Origin of the sequence: Paenibacillus methanolicus (genome assembly GCF_008124765.1) — a bacterium.
Lineage (GTDB): Bacteria > Bacillota > Bacilli > Paenibacillales > Paenibacillaceae > Paenibacillus_Z > Paenibacillus_Z methanolicus.
This window is the reverse complement of record NZ_VNHS01000007.1, coordinates 468,036-479,823: the sequence shown is the minus strand read 5'-3', so window position 1 is coordinate 479,823 and position 11,788 is coordinate 468,036. Positions and strand designations below refer to the sequence as shown.

At 59.3% G+C, this 11,788-nt stretch carries 10 protein-coding genes; 4 read left to right on the top strand and 6 right to left on the bottom strand.

Going from position 1 to position 11,788, the window contains the following annotated elements; all coding sequences use genetic code 11:
* Positions 1-634: 634 nt before the first annotated feature.
* From BCM02_RS20390 to BCM02_RS20380, 3 genes are read right to left on the bottom strand one after another with little or no spacing between them, the layout of a single operon-like run.
* Complete coding sequence (locus BCM02_RS20390; protein WP_148930949.1) at positions 635-829, bottom strand: CDGSH iron-sulfur domain-containing protein; 195 nt, start codon at positions 827-829, stop codon at positions 635-637.
* A gap of 33 nt (positions 830-862) precedes the next feature.
* Positions 863-2,701: an amidohydrolase gene (locus BCM02_RS20385; RefSeq protein WP_148930948.1), complete on the bottom strand. Its 1,839-nt coding sequence runs from the start codon at positions 2,699-2,701 to the stop codon at positions 863-865.
* 30 nt (positions 2,702-2,731) lie between these two features.
* Complete coding sequence (locus BCM02_RS20380) at positions 2,732-2,905, bottom strand: DUF1427 family protein (RefSeq protein WP_148930947.1); 174 nt, start codon at positions 2,903-2,905, stop codon at positions 2,732-2,734.
* A 349-nt stretch (positions 2,906-3,254) separates the two neighbouring features.
* Between BCM02_RS20380 and BCM02_RS20375 the strand changes: the two genes are divergently transcribed.
* From BCM02_RS20375 to BCM02_RS20365, 3 genes are all read left to right on the top strand, one after another.
* A complete protein-coding gene (locus tag BCM02_RS20375; RefSeq protein WP_148930985.1) occupies positions 3,255-3,893 on the top strand; it encodes a hydrolase in 639 nt (212 codons plus the stop codon).
* A gap of 72 nt (positions 3,894-3,965) precedes the next feature.
* Entirely contained in the window at positions 3,966-4,259 is a 294-nt protein-coding gene (locus BCM02_RS20370; protein ID WP_148930946.1) for a Dabb family protein, read from the top strand.
* A gap of 434 nt (positions 4,260-4,693) precedes the next feature.
* Positions 4,694-6,778, top strand: coding sequence for a serine hydrolase domain-containing protein (locus tag BCM02_RS20365; RefSeq protein WP_148930945.1), 2,085 nt, complete (start codon positions 4,694-4,696; stop codon positions 6,776-6,778).
* 88 nt (positions 6,779-6,866) lie between these two features.
* On the opposite strand, the gene BCM02_RS20360 is transcribed toward BCM02_RS20365, so the two are convergent.
* The 3 genes from BCM02_RS20360 to BCM02_RS20350 all read right to left on the bottom strand — a co-directional run bounded on the left by BCM02_RS20360 (position 6,867) and on the right by BCM02_RS20350 (position 10,899).
* A complete protein-coding gene (locus tag BCM02_RS20360) occupies positions 6,867-7,241 on the bottom strand; it encodes a YmaF family protein (RefSeq protein WP_187434325.1) in 375 nt (124 codons plus the stop codon).
* A gap of 63 nt (positions 7,242-7,304) precedes the next feature.
* Positions 7,305-9,161 (bottom strand): ABC transporter ATP-binding protein, encoded by a 1,857-nt coding sequence (locus BCM02_RS20355; RefSeq protein ID WP_148930944.1) that lies wholly within the window; start codon positions 9,159-9,161, stop codon positions 7,305-7,307.
* Positions 9,145-10,899, bottom strand: a complete 1,755-nt coding sequence (locus tag BCM02_RS20350; protein WP_148930943.1) for an ABC transporter ATP-binding protein — start codon at positions 10,897-10,899, stop codon at positions 9,145-9,147. The genes BCM02_RS20355 and BCM02_RS20350 overlap by 17 nt, the downstream gene beginning before the upstream one ends.
* Before the next feature lie 285 nt (positions 10,900-11,184).
* Here BCM02_RS20350 and BCM02_RS20345 point away from each other — a divergent pair, with 285 nt between their 5' ends.
* The gene (locus BCM02_RS20345) at positions 11,185-11,775 is read left to right on the top strand and encodes a TetR/AcrR family transcriptional regulator (protein WP_425466193.1); all 591 of its coding nucleotides are present in this window, start codon (positions 11,185-11,187) and stop codon (positions 11,773-11,775) included.
* The last annotated feature ends 13 nt before the right edge of the window (positions 11,776-11,788 follow it).

The window sequence follows — 11,788 nt, the reverse complement described above, 5'->3', positions numbered from 1 at the left end:
TCAAGCTAAAGCGGTAAAAGTGTGAGGAAAGTGAAGAGAATCTAAGCGCTAGGTAGGTTAAGTGGCATAGACTCAAGAATTCGGGTGTTTAACCGTTCCAATAACATAAAGCAAGTTATTTATCGTTCTCTGATCCCATTCTATACATGATGTTGTATCGATTAGTTTATCGAATATTGTATTGAGAAGTTCCCAGTTAGGGTACATTGTTTCCCATTCAAATTCTTGTTTTACCGTCTTCGACCAACGCCAAAATGCATCGACCTGTTCATCAAGCTTCTGATAAACATCTTTATCTGGGGCGTGAATTATCTTATACAAATCCTCCATAATGCACCTCGAAATTCTATTCTTAAGTTAATCTTAACACATGATCCAACTAGAGGAAGTATTAGCGTAATCTGACCTTTAGCTTAGTGCCAGCAACCAGTCTACAACCTTTTTCACGGTCTAAGCCTTTATTTACTCCGTCTAATACATTGTTTTCTGCGTACACCAAACAGCCCACATCTGAGTACAGATGTGGGCTGTCTGGGTTGCCGACGGCCTGCGCGAAGCGCCGCGCATCGGCCCCGCGGCGCTCCCGCAGGGAGGCGCAGTTCCTGAAGCGTCTTCCGCTCCCCGCGTCGTTCTGCTACGCCCGGGGCGCGCTCTCGAACTTCCCTCGATGCGTCATATCGCAGAAGGGCTTCTTGTCCGACAGGCCGCAGCGGCACAGGATGAACGATTCGGTCGTCTCGAAGCGATTGCCTTCGGCGTCGACCATCTCCACCTGGCCCATGATGCGCAGGGGGCCGTTATCGATAACTTTTATAATAACCTCGGACATCTCGATTCGCCCGCCTCTCTCGTAAATTTCGCGCTAGAACACGAAGCAATCCAGATCGCAGAATCCGCTGCCGTGGTGATGGTTGCAGCCGCGATGATGGCGATGCCCTTGATGCGCCGCCTGCTCCCCTTGACCGCTGCCGCCGCCGTATGCCGGCGACTTATAGTAACCGCCGAAGTAATTATGCGGCGACCAGTCCGGGCTCGCTTGCGGCGCCGGCGGGGACAATTCCTTGAATTCGTCGGTGCCGTAGACGATCCGGCCGCCGACGACCGTAAGCACCGATTCGATCTTCTTGATCGCTTCCTCCGGAATGTTCAGGAAGTTGTCCGAGAGCACCGTAAGATCCGCGTAATAGCCGGCCTTGATCTGCCCCTTCACGTCCTCTTCCTTGGAGAACCAGGCGTTGCCCGCCGTGTACATGCGCAGCGCTTCGTGGCGCTCCACCCGGTTGGACGCCGGATACAAGCTCAAGCCGCCGAGCGTCTTGCCCGTCACGAGCCAATATAGCGCGACCCACGGGTTGTAGCTGGCGACCCGGGTCGCGTCCGTGCCGACGCCGACGCGCAGGCCCGCGTTCAGCATCTTCGCGATCGGCGGCGCGTTCTCCGCGGCTTCTACGCCGTAGCGGTCGACGAAATATTCCCCTTGGAACGCCATCCGGCTCTGCACGGCGATCGATCCGCCCAAGGCGACGACCCGCTCCAGATCCCGCTCGTGAATCGTCTCGGCATGATCCAAGATCCAACGGATATCCTTGAACGGCACTTCTTTGTTCACGCGCTCGAATACGTCCAGGAAACGGGAAATCGACTCCCCGTACGTGGCGTGCAGCCGGAACGGCCAGCGCTGCTGGACGAGATGGCGGGTCACGCCGTACAGATCGCTCTCCAGGACGGCCGGCAGCTCCGGACGAGGCTCGACGAAATCCTCGAAGTCCGCCGCGCTGTAGACGAGCATCTCCCCGGCCCCGTTATGCCGGTAGTAAGCGCTGCCGGTATACGGCTGCGAGGAGGACGTCCACTTTTGGAAATCGGCCAGCTCGTTGTTCGGATTTTGCGTGAACAGATTGTAGGCGGTGCGCACCGTGATTTCCCCGCGGCGGTCGAGCTCCTCGAACACCTGGTAATCGTCCGGATAGTTCTGGAACCCGCCGCCCGCGTCGATGACGCTCGTGACGCCGAACCGGTTCAGCTCGCGCATGAACAGCCGGGTCGAATTCAGCTGGTCCTCGTACCCGAGCTTCGGCCCTCTGGCCAATGTCGCGTATAGAATCGTCGCGTTCGGCCGGGCGATCAGCATCCCCGTCGGATTGCCGGCGGCATCCCGCTGAATCTCGCCGCCCGGCGGGTTCGGCGTGTCCTTCGTGTAGCCGACGACGCGCAGCGCCGCCTTGTTCAGGAACGCCTGCCGGTACAGATTCAGGATGAACACCGGCGTATCCGGCGCGATCCGGTTGATCTCGTCCAGCGTCGGCATCCGGCGCTCGCGGAATTGGAACTCCGTCCAACCGCCGACGACCCGCACCCAATGCGGCGCCGGCGTCCGGTCGACCTGCGCCTTCAGCATGCGAAGCGCATCCGCCACCGAAGGCACGCCGTCCCAGCGAAGCTCGAGATTGTAGTTCAATCCCCCGCGGATGAGGTGAATGTGCGAGTCGTTCAGACCCGGGACGAGCATCCGCTTATGGCCGTCCACGACTCTGGTTGCCGTCCCCTTGTGGCGCATCACCTCGGCATCCTCGCCGACCGCCAGGAATCGTCCGTCCTTGATCGCCACGGCGGAGGCCGCCGGACGCGCCTCGTCCATCGTGACCACGTTTGCATTGTAAATTAGCAGATCCGCTTCTTCGAACCGCGTTTGCTCGGACATGATTACTCTCCTTTGTCGTTTGAAATCTAGTTATTTGCTGGACAACCACAGCTTGATCCACGGAATGAGCCGCTGTCCCAGGAACATGCCCAATAAGCCGAGCAAGCCCAGAAACGGAGGCGCCGGCGAAGGGATGCGAAGCGACTGAAAGACGATGCCGATCACGATTCCCGTTCCAAGCGCCAACAGCATGGAGCCCCACATGCGAATACACCTCCCTCTTGCCCGCCTGCCTTAGGACATGCCGTCATTCATCCACATAACCCGACAGCATTGCCCTTAGGCAACCGGATAATCTATCTGTTCCAGGCTAGTTCTCATTCTAGTAAACGGCTTCATCCGCCATCAATACGGTTCTCTCTATAGGAAACATAGGCAACTTTTATAGTCGGGCGGGCTGGGTAAAGCTATAATTGCCCCCTATCGATCCTATAGAAAAAACGGAATTGATGGGTACTTTTGGATTGTCTAGTATGGATGACATACAACGGGGCCCATGCCCGGGCGGCGATCCGCGGTTGTATCCATCTTGATAACGAAAGTAGGGAATTTCATGTTCAACGCGAAAGAAGATTTGCTGACGCCGGACAATTCGGCCATTATTCTTATCGATCATCAGCCGCAAATGCTGTTCGGCACGCAGAGCGGCGACCGGCAGGCGATCATCAACAACACGGTCGGCTTGGCCAAAACCGCGAAAGTGTTCAACGCCCCGATCGTCCTGACGACCGTCGCCGCCGACACGTTCTCCGGCCCGATTCATCCGCACATTCAAGAGGTATTCCCGGACTACAAGCCGATCGACCGGACGTCGATGAACTCCTGGGAGGACGAGAATTTCGTCGCGGCGGTGAAGCAGACGGGGCGCAAGAAGCTGATCATGGCCGCGCTCTGGACGGAAGTCTGTCTGGCGTTCCCGACGATCTCCGCGATCCGAGACGGTTACGAGGTGTATATCGTCACCGACGCGTCCGGCGGCACGACGACCGAAGCCCACGACATGGCCGTGCAGCGCATGATCCAAGCCGGGGCCATCCCGGTCACCTGGCTGTCCGTCATGCTCGAGTATCAGCGCGACTGGGCGCGCCAAGCAACGTATGACGCCGTCATGGACGTCACGATCGCGAACACGGGCGCGTACGGCGCGGGCGTCTTCTACGCGCACACGATGTTCGGCGGTCACGAAGGGTAAGGTTCACCGTTCTATCATTGATCTTGCGGGCATTCGCCTGTAGAATGATAGACAAAAACGGAGGCTACCTTCATGATTCAACGTACCGTCCTACTCAAATTCGCCGACACGACCACGCAAGAGCAGCTGCAGGAGGTTATCCGCCGATTCAAAGCGCTGGAGCAAACGTTGACCGGCATCGTGGAAATCCAAGCCGGACTGAATATCGCCGAGAAGAGCAAAGAGTTCCAAGTCATCCTTCAGGTCCGCTTCGAGAACCAACTGGCGCTCGACGCGTATACGGCCAATGAAGATCACCAAGCCGTCGCCGCCTTCATCCGCGAATCCGGCCGACTCGACAGCATTGGCGTCGATATCGAAATTTAAGCGGATTGGTTTGCGTTCCCAATCCGAAGCTTGGGAATGCAGCTTTCAGCGATACAAAATGTTTATAAGCGTGAAACTAATAGATTCTTATATTCCGACAGCAAAGGCTTTCCACTTCGACATCCGAGGATGAAGAAGGAGAAAGCCTTTTTCTGCATAACCGGTACTTGACTCATTCGTCACTAGACACCCACATATTCCCAATATCAGTCCCGAGACGGGTTACAACGCTAGGAAGGTTCCGTAAAATGTGGTTGTGCTAGACAAGGTGAAACGGCTGTTGCCTGCGATTAGCGGTGCGGCGCGTTTCATTCTGGAGACATATAGGCCGAAGTATAAGCGTGAAACGTATACGTTCCTATATGTTGAAACATCCGTCTGCAACGATAGATGATGTCCCGTCGAAACCAACCATCTGTTAGGAGGATTCAACCATGTCCGCATCCCACCGCCGCCGTCGTTCCGTCCGTCTGTTAACCGCCGCTCTCATCGTTACGTTATCATTGGAAGCCGGCGCGCTTGCCGCATCCGCCGCGCCAGCCGCCGGGCTGACAGCCCCTGCCGCTTCCCCGCTTGCCGCATCCGCCGATTCCGCCGCGGCCGCGCCCACGAGCGCCGGCCCGAAGGACGCCAAGGAAGTCGAAGCCTTCCTCGACGCCTTCTTCGCCCAAGCGAGCGTGAAAGCCAAAGCAAGCGGCGCAGCTGTGAGCATCGTCAAGGACGGCAAGCTGCTCGCCAGCAAAGGCTACGGCATCGCCGATAAAGCGACCAACACCAAGGTCGACCCGGAGAAGACCGTCTTCCGGATTGCTTCGGTGTCCAAGATTTTCACCGCGACCGCCGTCATGCAGCTCGTCGAACAAGGCAAAATCTCGCTGCAGGACAATATCGAGAAGCACCTCGGCGGCTACAAGGTCGTCAATCCGTTCGGCAAGCCGGTGACGATCGAGATGCTGCTCACGCACACGACCGGCTTCGAGGTGCGCGAGCCGACCGCGGACAACATCCTGCGCGACCCCACGGTCAAACCCCGGACGCTCGAAGAGCAGGTCAAGCTCGTCTTCCCGCCCGTCGTCCGCGAGCCCGGCACGTCCTACATGTACGACAATTTCGCGTCAAGTCTGCAAGGGTATATCGTCGAGAAAGTGAGCGGCGAGCCGTTCGAGACGTATATGCAGCGGCATATTTTCAAACCGCTCGGCATGACCTCGTCCAGCTTCGTCCAGCCGAAAGAGCTGGAGGAGCGTCTAGCATCCGCCTATGACGCCGAAGGCAAGCAGCTTCCGCTCCTGTATCTGTCGCCCAGAGAGATTCCGGAGGGCAGTATGCTGTCGACCGCGTCGGACATGTGCAAGTTCATGAACGCTTTCCTGACCAGCGGCAAGGCGCCGGACGGCACCGTCATTTTGACCCCGGCTTCCATCCAAGCGATGTCCGTCTACCGCAGCTCGATTCATAAGCAGGTGCCCGATACGACCTACGGATTCGAGGCGCCGTCCGTGCCCGGCGGCACGAACGGTCAGCATGTGATCGTCAAGGGCGGGGACATAGACGGCTTCAGTTCGCTCGTCTGGCTGCTGCCGGATCAGAAGACCGGCGTATTCATCACGTACAACGCGAACGGCGACATTCGCGACGACCTGTACAAGGCGTTCATGGATCATTATTTCGCGGGCGCCAAAGATACGTACGGCGTGACCGGCTTCAAGCCGCAATCGGCCTCGGCGCTCGGCAAATTCGAAGGCATCTACACGGATTTGCGGATCGGCGCGCTGCTGACGCACGTCAAGGTTGCCGGCGACGGGACGCTGGCGGTGAAGGACGCGATCGGCGGCAAGCAGACGCTGAAGCAGGTCGACGAGCTGCTGTTCCTCGATGAGAAAGGCGTGCCGATGGCGTTCAAGCTCGGGGCAGACGGACAGGTGACGTACGCCAAATACAACAATTTCGGCAGCTATATGACGAAACTGCCGGAATCGTCGGGATATTCGGACGTGCCGGCCGGCCATCCGTACGCGGAGCCGATTCTCGCGCTGCAGTCGCTTGGGCAGTGGGAGAACGGGTCTTCCTTCAACCCGACGGCGTCCGTCAGCCGCGCCGAGTTCGTCCATGCGGTCATGAAGCGATTCACCTTGCCCCCTTCCGCCAATGCTTCGATCTTCGCCGACACGGCCGGCAATCCGTATGAAGCCGAAATTCAAGGCGCCGCCGAGCTGGGGCTGGTCACGGGCAACAGCCTGAAGCAGTTCGAGCCGGAACGGGCGATCAAGCGCGAGGAAGCGGCCGTCATCGTCAGCCGTCTGCTCGAGCTATCCGGCTACAAGGAGCCGGGCGACGCCGCGATCAAGCTCGCGCCGGATACCGGGAAGTGGGCCGTCGAAGCGATCCGGCGGACGATCCAGCTGGGGCTTCACGGCCCGGAGGTCACGACGGAGAACGGGGTCTATCAGTTCAATGCCAAGCGCGCGCTGAATCGCCAGGAACTGGCGGCCATTCTGTATACGCTTCTGCTCGCCTAATTCGGAGACGATAAGAAGAAAGACGCTCCCTTTGCCGCCTTCGGCGAATAGGGAGCGTCTTTTTACGTTCAGATTATGAATGCCGTGTTCATGGTTTAAGCGGCGAATCGATCAACGTGGCAAAATTGAACCGATGCACGTGGCCATCATTCAACGTCGTTTGTCCGGTAACGAAATGCACGTGCTTGCCGTTGCCCACCGGAATCGCCGGTCCGGTTCTTATTTTTTTCAGATTATGAAAGTGATCCAGAAAGTCGGTATGCGTTAGATCGATTTCATGAATATGGCTGCTGCCCGACTTGATCGCTTGGCCCGTTATGCCGGCAAACCGATGATTGTGCCGGTCATCTCCCTCCTCCGCCAACTGCGTGCTCCCTTCAAACTCATGGACATGACGCTGTTGTTTCGGTTTCACGGTGCTTTTCCCGGATTTCCGCAGCGCTCCGTGCTTTTTGATGGCCATTTGCATGCCTCCTTCGATTTGAGCGCTAGCGTCGCTTAATCGGCGGCACGGCAAGGAATATAACTAGTTGCGGCCCGCTCCATAAAGCGCAGTCACCAGCTCCGGTTCTCCGTGCGCGTGCCGGACCAATTCTTCGTAGTACCCCTTCCGCGCCATGAGCTCCGCATGCGTGCCCGATTCGACGATCTCTCCCCGGCTGAGGACGAGAATCCGATCGGCGTTCATGATCGTCGACAGCCGGTGCGCGATGACGATCGTCGTCCGTCCTTCCGACACCACTTCGAGCGCCTGCTGGATGAGCTGCTCCGTCCGCGAATCGAGATTGGCGGTCGCCTCGTCCAGAATGAGAATTCGCGGTCGGAAGACGATAATCCGCGCGAACGACAGCAGCTGCCGCTCGCCGGCCGACAAGCCGCTGCCGCGCTCGGACAACCGGGCATCGTAACCGCCCTCCATCCGCTGAATTAGCTGATCGGCGCCGACCAGCTCGCATGCGCGGATCACCTCCTCGCGCGAGATCGACGCATCGAACATGCGGACGTTGTCGATCATGCTGCCCGCGTACAAATACGGCTCCTGCTGCACCAAGCCGACGATCCGGTGCAGGTCCGCCTGCGCCATATCCCGAATATCGCGGCCATCGATCCGGACGGCGCCCGCTTGGACGTCGTAGAACCGGGCGAGCAGGCTCATGAGCGAGCTTTTGCCCGCGCCGGTCGTGCCGACGACGCCGATCAGCTCGCCCGGACGAATGCGCAGGTCGAGCTCGCGGAAGATCGGTTCCGCGCCTTCGTAGCCGAACGTGATCCGGTCGAAATCGATGCGGCCCGCGACCGACTCCCGCTCGATCCGTACCGCCTGCGGCCGATCCTCGATCTCGGGCTCGGTATCCAGCACGCTCCAGATCCGGTTGACCGCGACGGTCGCCGACTGGAGCGTGTTCCACTGCTGCGTGATCGCGTTGATCGGCTGGAAGAACTGGCGGATGTACGTGATGAACGCGTACAGGACGCCGAATTCGAGCGATGCGCCGAGCACCGCCTTGCCGCCGACCCAGACGACGAACGCGATGACCAGGTTGCTGAGCAGATCGAACGTCCGGTTGAAGAGCACCATCGTGCGGATTTCGCGGACGTTCGCTTGGAAATACGACGTGTTCTGCTCCTGGAATCGCTCCCCTTGCGCATGCTGCTGCTGGAAGGCTTGGATGAGGCTCATGCCGGCCAAATTCTCGGCCACGAAGGCGACCAGGCGCGACAAGCGCGTGCGCGCCAGCTGGTACGTCGCCCGCATGTAGGAACGGAACGCGATCGCGATGCAGGCGATGACCGGCAGCAGCACGAGGCAATAGACGCCGAGCGTCGCGTCGAGCTGGAACATCATGACGAGGATGAAGACGAGCGTCAAGCCGTCGCGCAGCAGCGTCAGCAGCACCTGGCCGAAGAACTGGTTCACCGCTTCGGTATCGCTCGACACGTGCGTAATGAGGCTGCCGCTCGGCGTCTTGTCGAAGTAGGACATCGACAGCTTCGTCATGTGCGCGAAAAGCTGCTTGCGAATCCGGGCGACGATGCTCTGGCCCGCATGCTGCAAGAGGTTGTTCTGGATATACGTGAAGACCAGCTCCGCCAGCGACAGGCCGAGGTAAACGAAGCAGATCGCCGCGATGCTCCCGTACCCGCCGTCCCCGGCCATCAGATGATCGTCGATCGCGACCTTGACCAAATACGGCTGGAACAGCTCGGCCGCAATGGCGAGGACGGTACACAGCACGACGAGCGCGAACGTTCGGCGGTGCGGTTCGATATAGCCGCCCAGTATCCGAAAGGCGGACCGGTAACGAGGCTTCGGCTTCCGTTCCAGGCCGCCGCTCGGCTCCCCGCCTTGCTCCGTCCGCGCTTGATTAACGGCTTGCGGCATGCTGTCCACCCTCCTCTTGAATCGCGTAAAGTTCGGCATACAGCCCCGGCTCCGCGATCAGCTGCTCATGCGTCCCGCGCTGCGCGATCCGGCCGCCGTCCAGCACGATGATGAGATTCGCGTGCTTCAAGGCGCTGATCCGGTGCGCGATGATGATCGTCGTCTTCTCGCGCCTCTCCTCTTGGAGCGCGGCCACGATCTCCGTCTCGGTAACGGCGTCCACGGCGCTGACGCTATCGTCCAGAATGAGCAGCGGCGCTTGCTTCAGCAAGCCGCGCGCGAGACTCGCCCGCTGGCGCTGCCCGCCGGACAGCGTAATGCCCCGCTCGCCGAGCTTCGTCTCGAACCCGTCCGGGAACGCGACGATATTGTCGTAGACGCGCGCCTGCTTGGCCGCCGCCTCCACTTCCGTCTGCCCGGCGTCCCGCTTGCCGAAGACGATATTGTCGCGAATCGTCGCGCTGAACAGAAACCCGTCCTGCGGCACGTACCCGATCTGTCCCCGCAGGCTATCCAGCCGAATGTCGCGGATGTCCGTCCCGCCGATCCGGATCGAGCCGGCCGGCGCCTCGTACGCGCGCAGCAGCAGCTTGGCGAGCGTCGTCTTGCCGCTGCCCGTCCGCCCGACGATACCGAGCGTCATGCCGGGCTCGATGACCAGATCGAGGTTCGCGAGCGCCGGCTCGGGCGCGCCCGGATACGAGAAAGTCAGATCGCGTAGCCGGATCGCCTCCTGATCGAGCCGCGCCGGCACGGCGTCCTCGGCCTCGACGATGTCCGGCCGTACCGCCATCAGTCCGTTCAACCGCTCGAGCGACGCGCGCGAGCGCTGCAGCGTATTGATGACGTTGCCCAGCTGCTGCAGCGGATTCATCAGCATCCGGACATACAGCGTGAGCGCGACGAAATCGCCAAGCGAGATCGTGCCGGCCAAGGCCAGATAGCCGCCGAGCGCGAGCGACGCGATCAGCGACATCGAGCCGAGGAACGGAATGAGCGCCTGGAAGAGCGAGGACACCCGCACGAGCGACAGCTGGTGATCGCGGATCCGGTCGACGTCGGCGCCGAACCGCTCGATCATGATCGGCTCGACCGCGAACGTCTTCGTCACCAGAATGCCGCCGAACTGCTCCTCGGCCGACGCCGTCATCGCGGCCAGCGATTCCTGTACCTGATGCGACCTTCCGCGGATGACCGGTCCGAAGCGCATCACGATCCACGGAATGAACAATAAAGGCGCCACGGATGCCGCGATCAAATACAGAGGGATATCGCTGAGCGCCATCGCACCGAGGCAGGAGACGACGAGCAGCGAAGCCATCGCAAGCTGATTAATGCCCATGGACAGCGATTCCCGTACGCCCGTCACGTCGTTCATGAACGTGCTGAGCAGCTTGCCCGTGCCATTCCGGGAATAGTAGTGCTCGCTGAGCGCCGTAAAGTGGGTATATAGCCGTCGTCTGGTCAGATAGTCGAACAGTCGACCGGCGTACATAATCAAATATTGGCCGTACCCGCCGAGCAGCGCATGGCCCGCGCCGACCGTCAGCAGCAGCAGGCTGTAGCGCGCAACGTCGCTTCGCAACAAATCGCCTGCCTGCAATTGATCCGTGAAGAAGCCGAGCAAGTTCGGGAAGTAAGCATACACGACGCTAGCCGTGGCATGAAGCGCGAACGCCCCCAGATAAATAGGCCACGTCCGCGCGAAATAAGGCTTTAATAATCCGGTTGATTGCAAGACGTACCACCGCCTTCCTTGTCATTGATTCGCCTGTCGCGGTTCTTTGTCATCGTGTTGTACGCTCGCCCACATTCGTATACATTTGTATACAACCGCTTCTCGTATACAAATGTATACAACGTTTGGCAGACCGTCAAGATGCGTTTTGGCCGCCGCGCGCCGATCCGCAGGCTATGCTTCACCACCTCCTTCTCGAATTAGGCTTGACGTATCGTCTACGGCGATGTATCCTGATGTCAGTAACCACTGACATACATTTTGTGCCAACGAAAGGATCATGCCATGATGGATCCCGATAAGATGAGCAGCAGCGACAGGCTTTTGTGGGCAGCGATCAATCTCATCTCGGAGAAGGGCTACAACGGCGTCACGACGCAAGAAATCGCCGCGGCCGCGGGGTTAAGCGAGAAGACGCTGTTCCGGCAGTTCGGCAGCAAGCAGAACCTGCTCGAATCCGCGCTCGACCGGTTTCACTACGCCGAGGAAATGCGGACGCTGTTCCAAGAGAAGCTTGTCTGGGAGCTCGAGGCGGATCTGCTTACCGTCTGCCGCACCTACCACGCGGTCATGAACCGGAACCGGAAGCTGATTCAGATCAGCATGAAGGACGAGGCGCAATTGCCTGGTTTTAAGGAGCGTTCGAGGCAGCACCCTTTGCAGCTGCTGGATTTCCTCACGAATTACTTCATCGCGATGGGCGAGAGAGGCAAACTGATCCAAACCGACCCTCGCCTGCAGGCTTTCACGTTCATGATGTCCCAGTTCGGCGCCTTCCTCAATGATCTGGAGGCCGGCGACAACTACCCGGATATCGCCTTGGAACCTTACATGTTGGCCAGCGTCCGCTTATTCGCTAGGGCTTTGACCCCCTAGCATTTTTTATAAG

Excerpts from the sequence above, each read along its gene's own strand:
- BCM02_RS20390 (WP_148930949.1), bottom strand. The coding sequence starts at position 829 with ATGTCCGAGGTTATTATAAAAGTTATCGATAACGGCCCCCTGCGCATC.
- BCM02_RS20385 (WP_148930948.1), bottom strand. The coding sequence starts at position 2,701 with ATGTCCGAGCAAACGCGGTTCGAAGAAGCGGATCTGCTAATTTACAAT.
- BCM02_RS20380 (WP_148930947.1), bottom strand. The coding sequence starts at position 2,905 with ATGTGGGGCTCCATGCTGTTGGCGCTTGGAACGGGAATCGTGATCGGC.
- BCM02_RS20375 (WP_148930985.1), top strand. The coding sequence starts at position 3,255 with ATGTTCAACGCGAAAGAAGATTTGCTGACGCCGGACAATTCGGCCATT.
- BCM02_RS20370 (WP_148930946.1), top strand. The coding sequence starts at position 3,966 with ATGATTCAACGTACCGTCCTACTCAAATTCGCCGACACGACCACGCAA.
- BCM02_RS20365 (WP_148930945.1), top strand. The coding sequence starts at position 4,694 with ATGTCCGCATCCCACCGCCGCCGTCGTTCCGTCCGTCTGTTAACCGCC.
- BCM02_RS20360 (WP_187434325.1), bottom strand. The coding sequence starts at position 7,241 with ATGGCCATCAAAAAGCACGGAGCGCTGCGGAAATCCGGGAAAAGCACC.
- BCM02_RS20355 (WP_148930944.1), bottom strand. The coding sequence starts at position 9,161 with ATGCCGCAAGCCGTTAATCAAGCGCGGACGGAGCAAGGCGGGGAGCCG.
- BCM02_RS20345 (WP_425466193.1), top strand. The coding sequence starts at position 11,185 with ATGATGGATCCCGATAAGATGAGCAGCAGCGACAGGCTTTTGTGGGCA.